The organism is Acidobacteriota bacterium (genome assembly GCA_026393755.1).
Taxonomy (GTDB): Bacteria; Acidobacteriota; Vicinamibacteria; order Vicinamibacterales; family JAKQTR01; genus JBAXOX01.
This window is the reverse complement of the sequence record JAPKZO010000031.1, coordinates 39,436-58,768: the sequence shown is the minus strand read 5'-3', so window position 1 is coordinate 58,768 and position 19,333 is coordinate 39,436. Positions and strand designations below refer to the sequence as shown.

At 65.8% G+C, this 19,333-nt stretch carries 20 protein-coding genes; 7 read left to right on the top strand and 13 right to left on the bottom strand.

From position 1 onward, the window contains the following. Window positions 1-34: 34 nt before the first annotated feature. The 9 genes from iscX to NTV05_13585 form a co-directional block, all read right to left on the bottom strand. A complete protein-coding gene (gene iscX, locus NTV05_13625; GenBank protein MCX6545435.1) occupies window positions 35-241 on the bottom strand; it encodes a Fe-S cluster assembly protein IscX in 207 nt (68 codons plus the stop codon). Continuing rightward, window positions 238-642, bottom strand: coding sequence for a 2Fe-2S iron-sulfur cluster-binding protein (locus tag NTV05_13620; GenBank protein ID MCX6545434.1), 405 nt, complete (start codon window positions 640-642; stop codon window positions 238-240). Before NTV05_13620 ends, iscX begins: the two co-directional genes overlap by 4 nt. A 15-nt stretch (window positions 643-657) precedes the next feature. Further along, entirely contained in the window at window positions 658-2,526 is a 1,869-nt protein-coding gene (hscA, locus tag NTV05_13615) for a Fe-S protein assembly chaperone HscA (protein MCX6545433.1), read from the bottom strand. Beyond that, a complete protein-coding gene (gene hscB, locus NTV05_13610; protein MCX6545432.1) occupies window positions 2,523-3,233 on the bottom strand; it encodes a Fe-S protein assembly co-chaperone HscB in 711 nt (236 codons plus the stop codon). Before hscB ends, hscA begins: the two co-directional genes overlap by 4 nt. Window positions 3,234-3,239: 6 nt before the next feature. Continuing rightward, the gene (locus tag NTV05_13605) at window positions 3,240-3,581 is read right to left on the bottom strand and encodes an iron-sulfur cluster assembly accessory protein (protein MCX6545431.1); all 342 of its coding nucleotides are present in this window, start codon (window positions 3,579-3,581) and stop codon (window positions 3,240-3,242) included. Window positions 3,582-3,583: 2 nt separating this feature from the next. Next, window positions 3,584-3,979: a Fe-S cluster assembly scaffold IscU gene (iscU, locus tag NTV05_13600; GenBank protein MCX6545430.1), complete on the bottom strand. Its 396-nt coding sequence runs from the start codon at window positions 3,977-3,979 to the stop codon at window positions 3,584-3,586. Between the two features lie 20 nt (window positions 3,980-3,999). Next, window positions 4,000-5,214: an IscS subfamily cysteine desulfurase gene (locus NTV05_13595; protein ID MCX6545429.1), complete on the bottom strand. Its 1,215-nt coding sequence runs from the start codon at window positions 5,212-5,214 to the stop codon at window positions 4,000-4,002. 16 nt (window positions 5,215-5,230) lie between these two features. Then, window positions 5,231-5,689 carry an Rrf2 family transcriptional regulator gene (locus tag NTV05_13590; GenBank protein ID MCX6545428.1) on the bottom strand — a complete coding sequence of 153 codons (459 nt, stop codon included), beginning with the start codon at window positions 5,687-5,689 and terminating at the stop codon, window positions 5,231-5,233. A 140-nt stretch (window positions 5,690-5,829) separates the two neighbouring features. Further along, window positions 5,830-6,426: a matrixin family metalloprotease gene (locus NTV05_13585; GenBank protein ID MCX6545427.1), complete on the bottom strand. Its 597-nt coding sequence runs from the start codon at window positions 6,424-6,426 to the stop codon at window positions 5,830-5,832. A 109-nt stretch (window positions 6,427-6,535) separates the two neighbouring features. Here NTV05_13585 and NTV05_13580 point away from each other — a divergent pair, with 109 nt between their 5' ends. From NTV05_13580 to NTV05_13565, 4 genes are all read left to right on the top strand, one after another. Next, the gene (locus NTV05_13580) at window positions 6,536-7,117 is read left to right on the top strand and encodes a sigma-70 family RNA polymerase sigma factor (GenBank protein ID MCX6545426.1); all 582 of its coding nucleotides are present in this window, start codon (window positions 6,536-6,538) and stop codon (window positions 7,115-7,117) included. Beyond that, the gene (locus tag NTV05_13575; protein ID MCX6545425.1) at window positions 7,107-10,232 is read left to right on the top strand and encodes a protein kinase; all 3,126 of its coding nucleotides are present in this window, start codon (window positions 7,107-7,109) and stop codon (window positions 10,230-10,232) included. The genes NTV05_13580 and NTV05_13575 overlap by 11 nt, the downstream gene beginning before the upstream one ends. Window positions 10,233-10,340: 108 nt before the next feature. After that, window positions 10,341-10,610 carry a hypothetical protein gene (locus NTV05_13570; protein ID MCX6545424.1) on the top strand — a complete coding sequence of 90 codons (270 nt, stop codon included), beginning with the start codon at window positions 10,341-10,343 and terminating at the stop codon, window positions 10,608-10,610. Further along, window positions 10,607-11,005, top strand: a complete 399-nt coding sequence (locus NTV05_13565; GenBank protein MCX6545423.1) for a type II toxin-antitoxin system VapC family toxin — start codon at window positions 10,607-10,609, stop codon at window positions 11,003-11,005. The genes NTV05_13570 and NTV05_13565 overlap by 4 nt, the downstream gene beginning before the upstream one ends. Window positions 11,006-11,176: 171 nt before the next feature. Here the strand turns inward: NTV05_13565 and moeB are convergent, their stop codons facing one another. Both moeB and NTV05_13555 read right to left on the bottom strand, forming a co-directional pair. After that, window positions 11,177-12,325 carry a molybdopterin-synthase adenylyltransferase MoeB gene (moeB, locus tag NTV05_13560; protein ID MCX6545422.1) on the bottom strand — a complete coding sequence of 383 codons (1,149 nt, stop codon included), beginning with the start codon at window positions 12,323-12,325 and terminating at the stop codon, window positions 11,177-11,179. A gap of 154 nt (window positions 12,326-12,479) precedes the next feature. Further along, on the bottom strand, window positions 12,480-13,271 hold the full coding sequence (locus tag NTV05_13555) for an SUMF1/EgtB/PvdO family nonheme iron enzyme (protein MCX6545421.1): 792 nt from the start codon (window positions 13,269-13,271) through the stop codon (window positions 12,480-12,482). Between the two features lie 179 nt (window positions 13,272-13,450). Here NTV05_13555 and NTV05_13550 point away from each other — a divergent pair, with 179 nt between their 5' ends. Both NTV05_13550 and NTV05_13545 read left to right on the top strand, forming a co-directional pair. Continuing rightward, complete coding sequence (locus NTV05_13550) at window positions 13,451-14,590, top strand: aminotransferase class I/II-fold pyridoxal phosphate-dependent enzyme (protein MCX6545420.1); 1,140 nt, start codon at window positions 13,451-13,453, stop codon at window positions 14,588-14,590. 10 nt (window positions 14,591-14,600) lie between these two features. Then, window positions 14,601-15,686: a homoserine dehydrogenase gene (locus NTV05_13545; GenBank protein ID MCX6545419.1), complete on the top strand. Its 1,086-nt coding sequence runs from the start codon at window positions 14,601-14,603 to the stop codon at window positions 15,684-15,686. Window positions 15,687-15,776: 90 nt separating this feature from the next. Here the strand turns inward: NTV05_13545 and NTV05_13540 are convergent, their stop codons facing one another. Continuing rightward, a complete protein-coding gene (locus tag NTV05_13540; protein MCX6545418.1) occupies window positions 15,777-16,964 on the bottom strand; it encodes a Fic family protein in 1,188 nt (395 codons plus the stop codon). A 203-nt stretch (window positions 16,965-17,167) separates the two neighbouring features. Here NTV05_13540 and NTV05_13535 point away from each other — a divergent pair, with 203 nt between their 5' ends. Beyond that, the gene (locus NTV05_13535) at window positions 17,168-17,602 is read left to right on the top strand and encodes a hypothetical protein (GenBank protein ID MCX6545417.1); all 435 of its coding nucleotides are present in this window, start codon (window positions 17,168-17,170) and stop codon (window positions 17,600-17,602) included. Here NTV05_13535 and NTV05_13530 read toward each other — a convergent pair. Continuing rightward, the gene (locus NTV05_13530; protein ID MCX6545416.1) at window positions 17,599-19,248 is read right to left on the bottom strand and encodes an ATPase, T2SS/T4P/T4SS family; all 1,650 of its coding nucleotides are present in this window, start codon (window positions 19,246-19,248) and stop codon (window positions 17,599-17,601) included. The genes NTV05_13535 and NTV05_13530 overlap by 4 nt on opposite strands. Between the last annotated feature and the right edge of the window lie 85 nt (window positions 19,249-19,333).

Below are 19,333 nucleotides of genomic sequence, written 5' to 3'. Positions count from 1 at the left end.
AACGCCGGTTCGGACGGAGGGGGCGGTCTTTCTGCTAGACCTCCCTGTCCTTCCACTCCTCGTACCACGCAATCTGGATGGCCTCCAGTTTGGGTTCGTTCGAGGCGTGGGGATCGTCGACGAACCCGTCCAGTTCGATCACGCGCTGACGCAGATCCACGAATCGCAGCGTGAGCGGATCCACGTCGGGCCACTTCTCGCAAAGCGCGATGCCGATCTCTTCAGAGTCGGTCCACTTCACGTGCCTGCCTCCCGCTCCTTCGGCGCCCCGGGCTTTCCGAGGCGGATGGCGCCGCCCTCCTGCACGTAGTTGCGTGTGTACATCGGGATCTCGCAGATGACGTCGCCCTTGACGACGGCCTGGCACCCCAGGCGCGAAAGCGGCGTCACATCCCAGGCGGTGTCGAGCCGGTCGAGTTCGTCATCCTGCATCTCGCTCAGGTTGTCAGCGCCCTCGCGAACGATCACGTGGCAGGTCGTACACGCGCAGTTGCCGCCGCACGCGTGCTCGAGCGGCACATCGAAGCTCCTGGCGATATCCAGCAGCGACCCGGGCAGCCCGTGGTCCGAGTACGTCAGCGACGCCAAATCCACGTCGAGCATCCGGGTCTCGCCATCGACGATGAACGTGACTTTCGGCATAACAGAAGCTCGCAGTCAGCGGCCGTTGACGGCCACCTCTTCGGCCGTGCGGCCCGCCAGCGCCGCCTGGACGGTCCGGTTCATCATCACCTCGGCGAGGTGGCGGGTGCCCTCATTCAGGGCGTGCGCCTTCGCTTGAAGCAACAGGCGATCGGATGTGGACATGACCGACGCCAGATCGGCAAGCGCTGCGCGAATCGACGCGACCTCGGCGGGGGACAACTGGGCGGCCGCGATCTGATCGAACTCCGGGTGCCGCAGCGTCTTCTCGGTGGCCTGCATGACCGTCTCGGCGTCGTTGCGGACCTCGATCAGCATCCGCGCCTCCACATCTTCCTGCGCATGCTCGAACGAGTCGATCAGCATCTGCTCGACCTCCTCGTCGGTCAGCCCGTACGACGGCTTCACTTCGATCGCCTGCTCGACATTGGTGCGCAACTCGCGCGCATGCACGCTCAGGATGCCGTTGGCGTCGATCTGGAACCTGACCTGGACGCGCGGCAGGCCCGCGGGCATCGGCGGGATGCCTCTGAGCTTGAAGCGGCCGAGCGAGCGGTTGTCGGCGGCCATCTCGCGCTCGCCCTGCAGGATGTGGATATCGACGGCGGTCTGACTGTCGACAAACGTCGTGAACATCTCGCTGCCGCTGGCCGGAATGGTCGAATTGCGCAGAATCAGCTTCGACACGATGCCGCCCATCGTCTCGATGCCGAGCGACAGCGGCGTGACGTCGAGCAGCAGCATCTCGCGCCTGCCACTCACGAGAATGTCGGCCTGCACGGCGGCGCCGAGCGCTACCACCTCGTCGGGATTCAGGTCCGAGTGCGGGGCCTTGCCGAACAGCCGCTCGACCTCGCGACCGACCAGCGGAATGCGCGTCGAGCCTCCGACCAGGACGACCTCGTCGATCTGTTCGGGCTTGAGCCCGGCGTCTTCCAGCGCGCGACGGCATGGCCCCATGGTCTTGTCGACCGTCGGCGCGATGAGCGTCTCGAACTCCGCGCGTGTGATGTGGCGACGGTAGGCACCAGCGCGCCCCGGGATCCGATCGATGACGATGTCGGCCTGATCGAAGTCCGACAGGTCCCACTTCGCCTGGATGACCGCCTTGCGAATCGCCTGAACGGCGTGGCGCGAAGTCGCCGGGTCCAGGCCGAGTTCGGCCGCGATCTGTTCGACCAGCAGTCGGTCGATGTCGTCGCCGCCAAGATGCGTATCGCCGTTGGTCGAGAGCACCTGGAACACGCCATCCTCGACCTTGAGAATCGAGATGTCGAAGGTGCCTCCGCCCAGGTCGTAGACGGCGATCACGCCCTGGTGGCGTTTGTCCAGGCCGTAGGCCAGGCAGGCCGCTGTCGGCTCGTTGATGATGCGCAGAACATCGAGGCCCGCGAGCCGTCCCGCGTCGCGGGTGGCCGTCCGCTGGGCATCGTTGAAGTAGGCGGGCACCGTGATGACGGCGCGGTCCACTTCGGGATCGACATCGCCGTCGCGAGTAAACGCGGCTTCGGCGCGCCGCTTGAGCTCCCGCAGAATGAAGCCGGAGATCTCGGGTGGCGTCAGGTCGCGATCACCCAGCTGGATGTGAACGACGCCACCTGGCTGGCCGCTGACCGTGAAGGGAAACCAGCGCGACTCGCCGGATACGTCTTCGATGCCGCGGCCCATGAAGCGCTTCACCGAGTAGACCGTGCGCGCCGGGTCGGTCAGGAGCCGTCGCTGCGCCTCGCGGCCCACGTACACGGCATCGCGGTCGCCGGCCGAGACGATTGAGGGCAGCAGCGTGTCGCCGGACTCGTCAGCCAGCACAGCCGGAGCGCCATCGCGCACGATCGCGACGAGGCTGTTGGTCGTGCCCAGATCGATACCGACCACGTTGCTCATAGTCGCGCTGCCTGGTCGCCGCCCAGTTCCCGCCGGACCGTTGCGAGAAGATTGGTCAGATACGTGCGCTGCATGAGCTGCGCCCGCAGCGCCTCGAGCGTCTGGCGGCGGCCGGCGGCGTCGCCGCGCTCCCACTCTGCGTCGTGCTGTGCCATCAGGAGGTTCAACTGGCGTTCGTGATCGTCGAGGCTGGCCTGGATCGGCCTCCGCGCCGCTTCGAGCGCCGCGGCCACTTCCGCCTCGGATGCCCCGTCGGCGCGCATCTGTTGAATCGCCTCGAGCTGCTCGTTGAGCTCGAAGACTTCCTCGAGCAGCTCAGGCGGCACCTGCGCGGTGGCCTCGTGCGCCCCCTTCGGCTCGAAGCCTTCCAGTTTCAGGAGGTACTCGATCCGATCGACCGGCTCGCGCAGCGTGCGGAACCCGTCATTCAGGTACGACGATCGTTCCAGGCTCGCCAGCCGCTCGGTCGAACTCGCGTTGTAGAAGTAGTCCGGATGAAACTGCCGGCTGAGCGCGCGAAAGCGTTGATCAAGATCGGCCTCGTCCACGCGCAGCCGTCGCGGCAGGCCAAAGAAGGTGAAGTAGTCGCCGTGCCGGCCGAGCGTGAGGATCCTGTCGCAGCGCGGGCAGAAGTGCACGTCGACTGGCGCCTGCGTGCCACAGTTCTTGCAGGGCTGGATTGTCACCGCCGATGTGTCTGGCTCCATGCGAGGCTACACCGTGAAGGAGCTGCCGCACCCGCAGCTGCTCTTCGCATTCGGATTGATGAAGTGCAGCCCCTTGCCCATCAGCGCCGAATCGTAGTCGAGCGTCGTGCCGGCGAGGTAGATGAGGCTCTTCCTGTCCACGAAGATCTTCGCCGTTCCGGGCCCTTCGAAGACCTCGTCACCCGTGCGGGCCTGCTTGTCCCAGCTGAACGTGTAGCTCAGCCCGGAGCAGCCGCCCCCCTTGATGCCCACGCGCAGGCCACCCTCGGTGATCTCCTGTTTGGCCATCAGTTTCTCGATGTGCCGCGCCGCCGCCTCGGTGATCTGAATCGCGAGTTCAGTTGCCATGCCTACTGCCCCACCTCTTGCTGTTTCTGCTTGAAATCGGCGATGGCCGCCTTGATGGCGTCTTCCGCCAGCACCGAACAGTGCACCTTGACGGGCGGCAGCGCCAGCTCGGCAACGATGTCCGTGTTCTTGATCGCCATCGCCTCGTCCACTGTCTTGCCCTTGAGCCACTCGGTGGCCAGGCTGGAGCTGGCAATGGCCGATCCGCAGCCGAACGTCTTGAATTTCGCTTCGTCAATCACACCGGTCGCCGGGTTCACGCGCACCTGCAGCTTCATGACGTCGCCGCACTCTGGCGCGCCAACCAGCCCCGTGCCCACGCTGGGATCGTCTTTCGGCAACGAACCCACGTTGCGCGGATGATTGAAGTGATCCACGACCTTATCTGAATACGACATCATCCTCTCCCTGTCCGCTCCTAATGCGCCTGCCACTGCATCTTCGACAGGTCGACGCCTTCTCTGGCCATCTCGTACAACGGCGACATCTCGCGGAGCTTGCGCACGACGCCCACGAGCTTGTCGGCGACGTAATCGACTTCTTCTTCGGTATTGAACCGGCCGATCCCGAATCGGATGGACGAGTGCGCCAGTTCGTCGCCCGTGCCGAGCGCCTTGAGCACGTAGGAGGGCTCAAGACTCGCCGACGTGCAAGCCGAGCCGGACGACACCGCCACGTCGTTGATCCCCATCAGCAGCGATTCGCCCTCGACGTAGGCGAAGCTGATGTTCAGGCTGCCCGGCAGCCGGTGCTCCATCGAGCCGTTGATGTACAACTGGTCGAGGTTCTCGTGCAGCTTCCGGTTGAGCCGGTCGCGAAGCGCTCTCGTGTGCGCCGACTCGGTCGGCATCTCGAGCCGGCAGAGTTCCGCCGCCATACCGAAACCAACGATGCCGGGCACGTTCAACGTCCCTGACCGCATGCCGCGCTCGTGGCCGCCGCCCTCGATGATGGGCGTCAGCAGCACGCGCGGGTTTCGCCGCCGCACGTAAAGCGCGCCCACGCCCTTCGGCCCGTATATCTTGTGCGCGCTGATTGAGGCCATATGGACGTTGGCCGCATTCACGTCGAAGGGCACCTTACCGACCGCCTGCACGGCGTCGGTGTGAAACAGCACGCCGCGCTCTTTCGCAATCGCGCCAATCTCATCGATCGGCTGCAGCACGCCAATCTCGTTGTTGGCGGCCATAATTGAAATGAGCGTGGTCTTGCCGGTAATCGCCTCGCGCAGCCGATCGAGGTCGACCAGGCCGTCCTTCCGGACCGGCAGGTACGTCACGCTGAAGCCGTCTTTCTCGAGGCGCTTGCAGGTGTCGATGACCGCCTTGTGCTCGGTGACCGCCGTGATGATGTGATCGCCTTTCTCGCGGTACATGTAGGCCGCACCGCGGATGGCGAGGTTGTCCGACTCGGTCGCGCCGCTGGTGAACACGATTTCTTTGGCGCTGGCGCCTATCAAGCCGGCAATCTGCTTGCGGGCTATTTCGACGGCCTCTTCGGCCTCCCATCCGTACTTGTGATTGCGGCTGGCGGCGTTGCCGAAGTGTTCGCTGAAATACGGCAGCATCGCGTCGAGGACGCGCCGATCGACCGGCGTGGTCGCATGATTGTCAAAGTAGATCGGGAACTTCAGCATACGCTCGCCCACCTTACGACCGACTGGCATGAATCAACAACGGAGCCGGCGACGACACGGCCTCCGGGACAGCCACGTCCCTCGCCAGTTCCGACACCGTCGTCGCCCTCAACGCCGAGACGATGATCTCCCGGATCTTCCACAGCGGGTCCCGCACGTTGCACTTGGCGAACTGGCCGCACCGATCGGCGTGGGCTGAACAGGCCGTGACGGCCACCGGTCCGTCTATGGCCTGGATCACGTCGGCGATCGAGATACCCGTGGCCGCCCTGGCCAGTTGGTAGCCTCCCCGGGTGCCCTGCTGGGATGTCAGCAGGCCTCGACTGGTCAACCGCTGCAGGACCTTCGCGAGTAATTCGATAGGAATATCGAACTGTTCCGCGATCTCCCTGGCGCTCGACGACCCTGGCTTGAGCGTCAGGTGCGTGATGGCAATCAGGGCGTAATCCGCCTTCTTTGAGAGTCTCAACATGGCAAATGGCCCAAATACGACCTCGACAGTCCTATATTAGACCCCGATGTCCGACCAGTCAAGGCCTAGATGGGAATGGGATTGGGAACGGGACCACCCGGCTCGTTCACTGGAAGCGGGCAGGCCAGGGCGAATTGGCGTTACTGCGGGCCCATCGCGAAGAGCGGGCCGCGGAACATCTCGCGCTCCGCTGACGTGAACAGCAGGAGACCGCGGCGCGCCAGTGCAAAATCATCCCGGTCCCAGACCTCGCGCATGATCCCGCTCGAGGAATGCGCAAGACCAAGCAGGTGGCCGATCTCGTGGGCGATGACGTGGCCAAGAACGCAACCCGTGACGACCCCCGTCACGTCGCTTCGGCGCTCGACGTTCTCCAAGAAGATGTACGCCCTGCGGCCTGTTCCGGTGGCAGCCAGCACGACCGCGTGGCCCATCGCACCAGCCGACACGTTCATGCGTTCCGCCATCTTGTCTCCTCGAATGACGATGAACAGGTGGGCGGTCGAGGTTGCTGCGGCCCAGACAATCTTCACACCAGCGTGACGGTACATCCTGGTGACCTCAGACTTGGCGACAGACAGGATGCCGGGTGCCGCGGGCGCTTCGTTCTGGATCCAGACCGTAACGACGGGGGAAGGGGCTGGACCCGCCGCCGAGACTGGCCGTGCAAATCCCGCCAACGCGACGGTTGCCATCACGACCGCTCCCCACGTTCCGCATGCGCTCGTCCTCGCCATAGCGACCTCCCTGGACCACTCCGTTTCGGTCCCACCTCCAATGGCGGGAACCAGGTCCAGGAACTCGCACGCGAATGAAAATCGGCGTATGGTAGGGCGGATCAAACCGATGACTCCGCCTCCGCAGCAGGTGACCGCGTTGCTCCTGGCCTGGGGCCAGGGCGACGAAAGTGCGCTGGAGCAGTTGATTCCGCTGGTCCATGACGAACTGCGCCGGCTGGCGCGCCGGCAGATGGGGCGCGAGCGCGCGGGGCACACGCTCCAGGCCACCGCGCTGGTCAACGAGGCCTATCTGCGACTGGTGGACGTGAAGCGGATGCAGTGGCAGAACCGCGCCCACTTTTTCGCGATGGCAGCACGGTTGATGCGACGGATTCTGGTGGATTTCGCCCGGTCACGTCATTACAAGAAACGGGGTGGAGGCGCGCAGCGGGTATCGCTTGATGAGGCGTTGATCGTGTCCCCGACGCAGGGCGAGGAGTTGGTGGCGCTCGACGACGCGCTGCAGACGCTGGCTGCAGTCGATGCGCGGAAGAGCCAGGTGGTGGAGATGCGCTTCTTCGGGGGCTTGAGCGTTGAGGAAACGGCCGAAGCGCTGCATGTCTCGGTGGATACGGTGATGCGCGATTGGAAGCTGGCGAAAGTGTGGCTCTTGCGCGAGTTGAAGGGAGCGCGTCCGGATGAAGCCTGATCGGTTTCAGCGCGTCGAGGCGATCTATCACGCGGCGGTCGCGCGTGAGCCGGGCGAGCGCGCCGCCTTCCTCGACGATGCCTGCGGCGATGACCAGGCGCTGCGGCGCGAGGTCGAGTCGCTGCTCGCGCACGAGGAGGAGGCGAAGCCGTTCCTGAGCACGCCGGCCCTGGAGGTGGCGGCGCGCCTGATCGAGAATCCGCGTGAGGCGTCGGATGACAGCCTCACGCAACAGTCTCAGGCCCTGGTCGGCGCGATGATCGCGCACTACCGCATCATCGAGAAGCTCGGCGAAGGCGGGATGGGGGTGGTCTACAAGGCCCGCGACACCAAGCTCCAGCGCGACGTCGCCATCAAGGTGCTGCCCGACGCGGTGGCCGCCGATCCCGATCGACTGGCACGCTTCGAGCGCGAGGCGCGGGCGCTCGCGGCGCTCAATCATCCGCACATCTGCACACTTTACGACGTGGGTCGAGACGTGCCGACGAACCAGGCGGGAGTGGGGGAGGAAGGCGGGCACGCAGGCACACCGCAAGGCGCGGCCATCGACTACCTCGTGATGGAACATCTCGAGGGCGAGACGCTGGCGAAGCGCCTCGAGAAACGGAGTAGCGCTTCGACTGCGCTCAGGGCAGCCGGGAAGCCGCCCCTGCGCGTCGAAGAAGCGCTCGCGATCGGCGCGCAGATCGCCGACGCGGTCGCGGCCGCACACGAGGCGGGCATCATCCACCGCGATCTGAAGCCCGCGAACATCAAGGTCCGTGACGACGGCACCGTGAAGGTGTTGGATTTCGGACTCGCGAAGATGTTCGGGCCGCCCGGCGATTCGAATGCCGACCCGATGAACTCGCCGACGGTGACGGCTCGCGCCATGCGAATGGGCCTCATTCTCGGCACGGCTGCGTACATGGCGCCCGAGCAGGCCAGAGGGAAGACCGTCGACAGGCGCGCCGACGTCTGGGCGTTTGGCGTCGTGCTCTTCGAGATGCTCGCCGGCACACGGCCGTTCGTCGGCGACGATGTGACCGACGTCCTGGCGGCTGTGGTGGGGACAGAGCCCGACTGGAATGCGCTGCCGGCGACGACGCCGCCGATCGTGCGGCGGCTCCTTATGCGCTGCCTGACGAAAGATCCCAGGCAGCGTCTGCACGACATCGCCGACGCGCGGCTGGAGATCGACGATGCGATCGGTCGAGCGGCGGAACCGCAGTCGATTGCGGCGACGGCGGCACCTTCTCGGCGCCGCGAGCGAATCGTGTGGACAATCGGTGTCACCGTCGTCGCGCTGGCGCTCGTCGCCCTCGCCAGTGTCGCGTACTTTGGTCGGGGATCGCAGCCGGCATCGGCAGGAGTCACGCGGTCGCTGATCAGCGTCGCACCGGCGGATCAGCTTCGGGCGAGCAATTCGATGGAAGGAGATGGCGAGGGGCGTCCCAGTCGCACGGCGATGGCCCTGTCGCCGGACGGGCAGTCGCTGGTATTCAGCGCGATTCGCGGCGACAAGCAGCAGTTATTCCTCCGCGCCCTCGACGAGCTCGAGGTTGTGCCGATGGCCGGAACGGAAGGCGCAGACAGTCCTTTCTTTTCGCCCGACGGGAAGTGGGTCGGTTTCTGGGCCAAGGGCGCTCTGAGGAAGGCTCCTCTCAGCGGCGGCGCGGCGACGACAATCTGTGACACTGCTGCAATCTACGGTGCCAGTTGGGGCTCGAACGACACGATTGTCTATGCTCGCACGAGGGGCGGGCTGTGGCTGATCCCATCCGGAGGCGGCACCCCGCAGCCGCTGACGACGCTCGACGCGAAGACGGGTGAATACAGCCATCGGCTCCCGCAGTTTCTCCCGGACGGCCAGGCCGTAGTCTTTACCACAGTGCGTCATGGCCTCCCGGATTGGAGAGACGCCCGGCTCTGGATCGTATCCCTCACCAGCGGCGAACGCCGGGAACTCGGCCAAGGTGCCGACGCCAGGTACGCCTCGAGCGGCCACCTGGTTTTCGTGCGCTCCGGGACGCTTGTCGCTGTGCCGTTCGATCTGACAAAGAAGGAAGTGACCGGCAATTCGCTCACGATGCTGGATGATGTGATGCAGGCCGCCAATATGCCCAACACTTCGGTTGAGACGGGCGCCGGCCAGTTCAGTCTATCCAGCTCCGGGTCGCTCGTATACCTGCCGGGCGGCATCTTTCCAGACGCTGAGCGCACGATCATCTCGGTCGATCGGGCAGGCGCGGCGCTGCGGGTCCTGCCCGGCCCCCTTCGTCCGTACCAGGCGCCGCTACTCTCACCGCGGGACCAGTCCCAGCTAGTCGTCTGGACCCAGGGCGTCGATCGCAGGGTGTGGACGTACGACATCGCCCGAGGCACGCTGACCCCGCTGACTACTGCGGGCAGGAACTCGAGAGCGATCTGGACGCCCGATGGGAAGCGCATTACATTCGCCGGTGCGTCGGCCGGCGCGGACAACCTGTTTTGGATCCCGTCTGATCGCAGTGGCCCGGTCGAACGACTAACCATGAGCACGAATGTTCAACTGCCGAGCTCATGGTCGCCTGACGGGCGAACGCTGGCGTTTGTCGAGCTTGGTGGGCCGACGCCGTCTTTCGACGTGATGGCGCTGTCGCTGGATGGAGACCGCCGGCCCACGCCAATTCTCCAAACGCGGGCCAGCGAGAGGTACCCGGAGTTCTCCCCGGACAGCCGGTACCTTGCGTACACGTCGGACGAGTCCGGCCGCGACGAAGTGTACGTGCAGCCGTATCCCGGCCCAGGGTTTCGCAAACAGATCTCAACCGAGGGTGGCTACGCGCCGGCGTGGTCGAGAGACGCTCGCGAACTCTTCTACGCGATGTCGACAGGTTCGAACGTTCGCATGACGACCCGCATGATGGCTGTCTCGATCACGCTGACGCCATCGTTCGAGGCTGGGACGCCGCACAAGCTGTTCGAGGGGCGGTACTGGATGCAGGTCGCCACGCGCGGTTACGACGTCACGGCTGACGGACGACGATTCTTCCTCACACAGACCAAAGAGCGCCCGCCTCTCCACGTGACTCAGATGATTCTGGTGCAGAACTGGTTCGAGGAACTGAAGGCGAAGGTGCCGCCGGGCCGCTGACGCGACAGCCAAAGGGCTCGGGTGGCCCTGGGCCCGCGGCCCTTGCATGTGAGTCATATCGTGAGTCATAATGAGGCTATAAGTGAGTCAACACGGGAGGATGCGGTCGTGGCCCTGAAACAACTGACCGTTCGGGGATTCGACAAGGAGCTCGATCGGCGCCTGCGGAACGAGGCGCAGGCCGACCGCGTCTCACTCAACCGGGCGGCCCTGAAGCTGATGCGGCGTGGCGCTGGTCTCGACTCCGGCGTGCCATCATCCACCGCCGTCGGATCGGGCCTGGACCACCTGATTGGCACGTGGTCCGAGTCCGACGAACGGAGCCTTCGCAAGGCCACCGCCGCCTTCGAGCGGGTCGACGAGGACCTCTGGCGATGAGAGTCCTGCTCGATACGGATGCCTATTCAGCGCTCAAGCGGGCCCATCCCGCCGTCGTCGACATCATCCGGCGAAGCGATGACGTCCTGCTCTCGACGGTGGTTGCGGGGGAACTGCTCTACGGTTTCCGTTGCGGGAATCGCTATGAGCGCAACCGCGATGAACTGGACCAGTTCGCCGCAAGCCCGTTTGTGACCGTGGTCCCGGTCACGATGGCGACGGCCGACCGCTTCAGCCGCATTGCGGCCGCACTCAAAGCTCGCGGCAAGCCGATTCCCACCAATGACATATGGATCGCAGCACAGGCGATGGAAACCGGGGCCGAACTGCTGTCCTTCGATCGACACTACGACAGAGTAGACGGCCTGGCCTGGCGCCCGCTGTCCCAATCGTGATCTCGGCGATTGACCTCCCGGATTTCACGAGACGGGGGTGCCAGTGCCGACATCCCTCGTGCCCGGCCTTTCGCCGACATCGACATGGAACTCCAGGCACTCTGGAGTGACGACACCGAGTGACGGAGGGCGAATCCCGCGCCGTCCGGCGATTTCGCCGGCATCAGGCTGTCAGTACCGCGGCACGGTGGGATCGATCGTGAGACTCCAGGCTTCGATTCCGCCAGCCAGATTTCGGACTCGCGAGAAGCCCGCGTTCCTCAGATACGCGGTGGCATTCGCGCTCCGAACGCCGTAGTGGCAATACGCGACGATCTCGGCGTCGGAATCGAGCTCGCCCTGCCGCGCCACCAATTCTCCCGGCGGAATCAGGACACCGCCCGGAAGCCTCGCGACCTGGTACTCCTGGGGCTCCCGCACATCGAGCAGGAACAGTGCCTCGCCCCGATCCATGCGCGCTTTGAGATCCGCCGGACTGATGTCGAAGTCAACGTCGCCGGCGCGGGCCGGCGTCATCCCGCAGAACGCGTTGTAGTCAACGAGTTCGCGAATCGTCGGATGCGTGCCGCACACCGGACAGTCGGGGTCCTTCTGCAGCCGAAGTTCCTGGAATCGCAGGCGCAGTGCGTCGTACACGAGCAGCCGGCCGACAAGCGGTTCGCCTATCCCAACCAGCAGCTTGATCGCTTCGGTGGCCTGAATCGTTCCGATGAGTCCCGGCAACACGCCGAGGACGCCGGCTTCGGCACACGACGGCACGAGGCCTGGCGGCGGCGGCTCAGGGTACAAACAGCGGTAGCAGGGGCCATCCTTGGCGGCAAACACCGACGCCTGCCCTTCGAATCTGAAGATCGCGCCATAGGCGTTGGGCTTGCCAAGCAGCACGCACGCGTCGTTCACCAGGTACCGAGTCGGGAAGTTATCGGTGCCGTCCACGACTACGTCGTAGTCGCGAACGACATCGAGCGCGTTGGCGGAGGCGAGCGCGCCTTCGTGCCGTCGGACCTCGACGTTCGGATTGATGGCTGCGATCCGGTCGCTCGCGGATGCGAGTTTTGACCGTCCGACATCTGGCGTGCCATGCAGAATCTGGCGATGCAGGTTGCTGAGATCGACGGTGTCGAAATCGACCAGGCCGAGCGTCCCGACTCCCGCAGCCGCCAGATACAACGCGACCGGCGACCCGAGCCCGCCGGCACCAACAACGAGCACCCGGCCGGCCTTGAGCCGCCGTTGGCCATCGACACCAATCTCGGGAAGGATCAGCTGGCGGCTGTACCTGGCAATCTCGTCGCGGTCCAGTTCGGGAAGCGGACGCATAGCACTGTTTCCAAGCCTATTCTGGCGTCAAGAGTATAGCGCGGCAAAGAGCGACAACCGGGAGTCTGGATTCTGAAGTCCCGCCTTCGTCGGCCATCGACGAGACCAGCTTCGGCGTGGCAAGCGGGGGGCGGGAGTCAGAAGGCCGGAGCAATCATGTCTGGACCGCGCGGGCGACCCTGAACCCGATGCTGTAACTGTACGTGTCGGGCGGAACGGCGTGCCGGCACGCACACCGCAGGTACCGCTCATCGGTGTTGGTCCACGCGCCGCCCCGCAGCAGACGCAGCGAACCAGAGGCCGGGCCGCGCGGATTCCGTGAATCGCTGACGGTGTAGTAGTCGGCGCGGTACCAGTCGGCCACCCACGTCCAGACATGGCCGGCCGCATCGAACACGCCGTACCCGTTAGGCGGACTCGACTTCACCGTGTGCGTACCCTCCCTGGCCTTGAGCGACGGATCCGGGAGGAACGCGGCAGCCGACGAATCGAGGCCGTCGCCCCACGGGTAGCGCTGCCCTTCCAATCCACCCCTGGCCGCTTTTTCGGATTCGGCCTCGGTCGGAAGCCTGAACTGCCAGCCCGTTTCGTGCTTGAGCCATCGGCAGTACTCGCTGGCATCTTCGTAGGTCACCAGCACCACCGGGTGATCACTCTTGCCCGCCGGCGGCTCGGTCCCCTCCCAGCAGTACGGCGCGGCAAGCTCGCGGAAGCTGTCGCCTGGCGCGAACTGCGCGATCGCAGGAAGCTCCCAGATGCACGGGCTCCGGCGCGCGGTCGCCTGGACGAACCGGGCGTACTCGGCATTGGTCACCGGGCTCGCACTAATCAGGAACTCGTCGAGCGTGACGACGTGCGCGGGCTGCTGGTGAGCGTCACCCTCATCGGCTCCCATCAGGAAGGGACCGGCCGGGATGCGCGCCAATTCCGGAAGAAGAGCTGCCATTCGCGCGAGAAGTATATCCCGGGAAGGGGCGATCCTGCCGCAGTCAGTAGTCGGTAGTCAGCAGTCAGTAGGAACCCGCAGGGGCACGGCATGCCGTGCCCGGTCAGAAGCGAGAAGTTCGGCGCGGCATTTCAGGTACACTTGAAGTCCCGCGCGCAAGCGCACCCTTGGAGGCCGTCATGCGTATTCCCCGGTTCGCGATGGAACGGATGCAGTCCACGTATGAGAATCTGGTGGACTACAACCTGTCGGAAAGTGGCGTCCACCCGATGCGGGTGGACGAGTTGGTCGACGATCCCGCCGATCGCGCGGGCTTGCTCGCTCAGGAACTCCTCTACACGCAATCGAACGGCACGATCGAATTGCGCGAGCGGATCGCGGCGCTGTATCCGGGCGCCACGCCGGATCACGTCGAGGTCACCAACGGCGGCTCCGAGGCGAACTTCGTGACGATGTGGCACCTGATTGAACCGGGCGACCAGGTTGTGATGATGGTGCCGAACTACGGCCAGACCCTCGGGCTGGTGGAAGGATTTGGCGGCGACATGCGGCCCTGGCCGCTGCGCATGACGGTGGACTGCCGGCGGTGGGTGGTCGATCTCGATCACCTGCGTACGCTGGTGACGCCGAAGACACGGATGATCGTGATCTGCAACCCGAACAACCCGACGGGTGCGCGGGTCGGCGCCGCGGATCTGGACGGCATCTGCCAGATCGCCGCGAAGTACGGCGCCTGGGTTCTGGCCGACGAGATCTACCGGGGCGCCGAGTTCGACGGCGTCGAGACCAGTTCGGTGTGGGGCCGCTACGATCGCGTCATCATCACCAGCGGCCTCTCGAAGGCCTACGGCCTGCCCGGATTGCGCATCGGCTGGATCGTCAGCGCACCTCCCGTCGTCGCCGCGACCTGGGCCCATCACGACTACACCACGATCGGGCCGGGCGCACTCAGCGACCGGCTCGCGCGGCACGCGCTCACGCCGATTGTGCGCGCCAGAATCCTGCGGCGTACGCGCGGCATCCTGACGGCCAATCTGCCGGTGATGACCGGCTGGCTCGACGCCCACGGCGACCGGTTCACCTACGCCATGCCCGAGGCCGGCGCGATTGTGTACGTCAAGTATTGCGACACGATCAACTCTGTCGACCTGGTCGATCGACTGCGCGAAGAGAAGAGCGTGCTGATCGTGCCGGGGGATCATTTCGGCATGGACGGCTACCTGCGCATCGGCTTCGGCAGCGAAGTGAGATACCTGCGCGACGGGCTCGATCGGCTGGCGGACCTGCTGCGGGGGCTACCGGCCGGCAAGGAACAGTGACGAGAAGTTGATGGTGTATCTCGATCTCGCGCTCGTCGGGTTCGGCCATGTCGGCCGGCGTTTCGCGCGCCTGCTGCAGGAGAAGAACGCGCGGCTGCGCGGCGACTATGGGCTGAGCTGGCGTGTGGTCGGCATCGCGACACGCAGCCACGGCACGGCGTTCGACGCGGGCGGCCTCGATCTCGAGAAGGCGCTCAAGCTGGCGGAGGCGGGCCTGTCGCTCGGCCTGCTGACCCAGCCCGACGCGGGGCGATCGCTTGGACCCGAGGCCACAGGCCTGGCGCTCGTCAAGCATGCGACCGCCGAGACCAGGCGGCGGCAAGCGCAGCAACTCGTCGTGGTCGAGACGACGCTGCTCGACATCAAGGCCGGGCAGCCGGCAACCGATCACGTGGTCGCCGCGCTCCGTGGAGGCGCTCACGTCGTCACGGCCAACAAGGGGCCCGTGGCATTCGCCTACCGCGAGCTCGAGACGGCTGCCGAGCTTGCACATCGCCGATTCCTGTTCGAGGGCGCCGTGATGGACGGCGTTCCCATCTTCAACCTGGTTCGCGAAACCCTGCCCGCCGCGGACATCCTGGGATTCCGGGGTGTGATCAACAGCACCACCAACTTCGTCCTCACCGCCATGGAGGCGGGGCAAAGCTGTCAGGACGCGCTGGCCGAAATGCAGCAGGCGGGCATCGCCGAGGCCGACCCGTCGTTCGACATCGATGGCTGGGACGCGGCAGCCAAGACGGCGGCGCTCATCAATGTGCTGATGCACGGGTCGGTGACGCCGCTCGCGATCGATCGAACGGGCATCGGCGGGATCACGATCGATCGGGTGCGGGAGGCCGTCGGTCGGGGGAAGCGGCTGCGCCTGGTCGCCACGGCCGAGCACCGCGACGGACACCCGGTCGGGCGGGTGGCTCCCGTTGAGCTGGACGCCGCCGATCCGCTGGCTCAACTGACGGGCATGCAGAACCTGCTCATCCTCCGTACGGACGTGCTGGGCGAGGTTGGCATCCATCAGCTCGAAGGCGGCCTCACCCAGACCGCGTACGCGCTGCTGACCGACCTGGTCACGATTGCGCGGGGAACCCGGGAGGAGTGATTAACCCTCTCGTGCATCCGCGTGTCCGACTCGCGTGAAGCCTGAGAACCTCGTGTGAATGTACTCCCGCGCGCTCGGCGATGTCTGGACTCATCCGTGGCTTTTCTTCGGGCGCGTGCCTCGTGCGGCGGGCAGGTGCGGTGACTCCTCAAGGATGTCGAGGATGGCCTTCGCGCAGTAGACCCGGTTGCGTCGGGACTCCGTCACCTGCGCGACTACCCCGGCGGATTCCAGACGGTCGATCGCGCGCTGAGCGGTTGTGAAGGCAACGCTGAGGCGCTCACCCAGCCTGTTTACGGTCCAGAATGGATTCTCTACAAACAGATCCAGCGCCCGCTCCGGCAGCCGCGACGATGACCTGGTCAGCTGCCCGCGCCATTCCTTGAGCAGTGCATCGATCCGTTGGATGCGGCCCAGCGCGTCCTCAGCCTGCGTCGTCACGCCGCGGAAGAAGTAGTTGAGCCACTCCTCCCACTCGCCCGCCTCTGTGACGGCCAGAAGCCGCGCGTAGTACTCGGGGCGGGTCGCCTCAAAGTAGGCGCTGACGTACAGGAGCGGCGAAGGCAGCACGTTCCGGGCGACCAGGAGCAACGTGATGAGCAACCGGCCCACGCGTCCGTTGCCGTCGAGGTACGGGTGGATCGCCTCGAACTGTGAGTGCGCGAGCGCCACTTGCACGAGCGGCGGCATCGAGTCGTCGTGCAGGAACGTCTCCCAGGCGCCGAGGCACTCCATGAGGCGGTCGGGTGGCGGTGGAACGAATGTGGCGTTCGCCAGCGTACTTCCCGCGCGTCCGATCCAGTTCTGGCTGCGCCGTACCTCGCCCGGTGTCGCCACATCGCCGCGCACGCCCTGCATGAGCTTCTCGTGGAGTTCCCCGACCAAGCGGAGCGAGAGGGGCAGATCCGGGAGGCGCGCCAAGCCGTGCTCGAGCGCGACGACGTAGTTGGCGACCTCCCGCAGATCGGCGGGGCTACGATCGACGATAGCGCCGGCTTCGGCCGCGAGCAGTTCGCCCAGGGTCGCCTGGGTTCCCTCGATGCGGCTCGAGAGGACCGCCTCGCGCCGGATGAACGGCCGGATGAGCAGGTGCGGGTTGGGCAGCCGTCGACCCTCGCCAGCCAGCCGGCCGATTGCGAGGTCCGCGCGCGACAGCGCCGCCACCAGCCCGGCGCTCCAGTCAAGAGGCGGCGGAAGCGGGTTCGGAACGTACGCCTGGTAGCCGCCCCGGCAGCGAACGCGGCGGCCGTGCGGCTGGCGCCTGGCCTGAGCGGTCATCGGTTTCCTTGTTAGCGGCCGCGAAAACAACCGGAGCTATTATTAGCGATAACTCGTGTAAACGCAAATACGAACCAATGCTCCGATCTGCGCGGTCGAACATCGGCCAACTGGTTCTCGGCTGCAAGCTCCTGTATCCTTCTTGTTGTGCGTCCGCTTGACGGCGGCGTTGCTGCCGGGTCACCGCATCAGGAGATCGTCCCATGCCGCTCGAAGTTGCGCAGATTCGCCGCCGTGTCCAATCGCGCCTTCTCGACCTGAAGCGGGCCTCGGGCGTCCGTCGCGAACGGGTGGCCGCCGCCGAGCAGGCGTACGCGACGTTCCTGTCGGAAGTGGCCGTGCCGGTCCTTACGACGGTGGCCCAGACGCTGACCGCCGAGAACCACCCGTACAAGGTCATCACGCCTGGAGACACTGTGCGCCTGGTGTCGGACCGGTCGAACCGGACGTTCGTGGATCTCCGTCTCGACACCACCCTGCCCACACCCGCCGTAGTGGCAGAAGTGAGCCGCGAACGCGGCAGCCGGGTCACAGCCGACGATCGCCTCGTCGCCGAAGGCGTAGCCATCGAGGCGACGACCGGCGAGCACGTGCTTGAGTTTCTGCTGGAAACGATGGCGGATCTGATCGAGCGCTAAGCTAAACGCTCCACAAACGACGTGTCGATCCCTTCGCGACGCAACTGCTCGACCAACGCTGCGCGATTGTCGGCCTGGCGGTAGGCCTCCCGTGCGTCGACCGCGCCGCTCTGAACAAATGCCAGCAGGGCGTCGTTCATCGGCACGCAGCCGTGCTTCCGGTCCGCATCGATCGCGAGCGGCAACTGCGCCACCTTGCCCTCGGCCAGCAGCGCGGCGACCGACGGGGTGTTGAAGAGCACCTCGCGGGCCGCCACGCGTCCGCCGCCGGACTTGCGTAGCAGCACCTGTGCGACGGCGCCTTGCAAGGATTCCGAGAGGGCCGCCGCCACCTGCGCCTGACGCTCTGAGGGCGCCGACGCGATCAACCGCGCCAGCGCCGCGGTGGTGGTTCGCGCGGTCATCGTCGTGATCACGAGGCGGCCCGAATCAGCGGCGTCGAGCGCCAGCGCCGTCAGATCGGCCGTCTTCAGGTCGTCAATCACGAGCACATCCGGATCTTCCCGCAACGCCGCGCGCGCCTGCGCCAGCATGGCGCCGGATTCGCTCCGCACTTCGCGCTGGCTGACGATGGCCTTCCGGTTCTCGTGGAGAAACTTGATCTCGCTCTCGAGGCTGATGATGTAGCCGGTCTGCGTCCGATTGATCTGGTCGACCAGCGCCGAGGCGAGCGTCGACTTGCCGCTTCGTCGCGGGCCCGCCAGCACGATCAGGCCATCGTCTGCTGCGCAGAGCGCCTGAATGTCACGGGAGAGTCCCAGCTGATCGGCCGAGACGACGCGGGTTGGAATCAAGCGGAACACCGCACCCGGACCGCGCTGATCCCGGAAGCGCAGGCACCGCACGCGGCCCACCTCCGGCAGGTCGCACACCCACTCGACGCCGGAATCCCCGACAGGGGCCTCGCGGCCTGCACCCGGCGCCACTTCGAGGATCAGCGACTCCACTTCGGCCGTGCCAAGCACCGGCTCGTCGTCGAGTGGCACGACGTCGTCCTCGATCCGTACGGTGGGTCTGGCCTCGGCCATCAGGTAGAGCGACGAGGCGCCCCTGGCGGCGGCGATACGCAGCAGCCGGCCAAGACCGAGACGTCGTGCAGAAAGCGTCGGCGTGGAACGACCCGAGTCGGTCCGGATCTGACTCCGAGCAAGCGGGAGGACGACACCCGGTTGCGACTCGCGTAACGGCGTCTCGCGCCGCCCGCCAGCCGCTTGTTCCGAAGCCCCATCTGCCGGCCCGCGCGGAGCCGAGATCGACGAAAGAGAAAGAGGCTGCGCGAACGGCATTGGCGGAGCGGCCGGGGCCGCAGGTTGGTCGCGCCGAAACCGCCCGCTGCCCCGCTGACGGCGCAGTTCAATCCAGATGTCGTCGCCGCCACGCGCGACCACCAGCACGAACCGATCGTCGGGCGCTTCGGGAATCGTCAGTTCCTTCTCGACGGCACCGACGTCGCGCAGGGTGCGCTGGTCCTCGTCCGACAGAAGATCGGTCAGGACATCGTCCATGGCCTCGATGGTCAGCGGACGCTCAGACAGATCCGAGGAACCCGATGGCGACAGCACGAACGGCCGTTCGCCGACGTGCATGACCAGCCCGTCACCATTGGTCCCGAGGACCGCCGCAATCAGAGATTCGATGAGCGACACGTGTGGTTCCCGGCCAATGAGACCTGTTCTTTCCGGTTGTCGGCCGAACAGTCTGTTAGCATTAACCGGCTCGCCAGGACCTGTC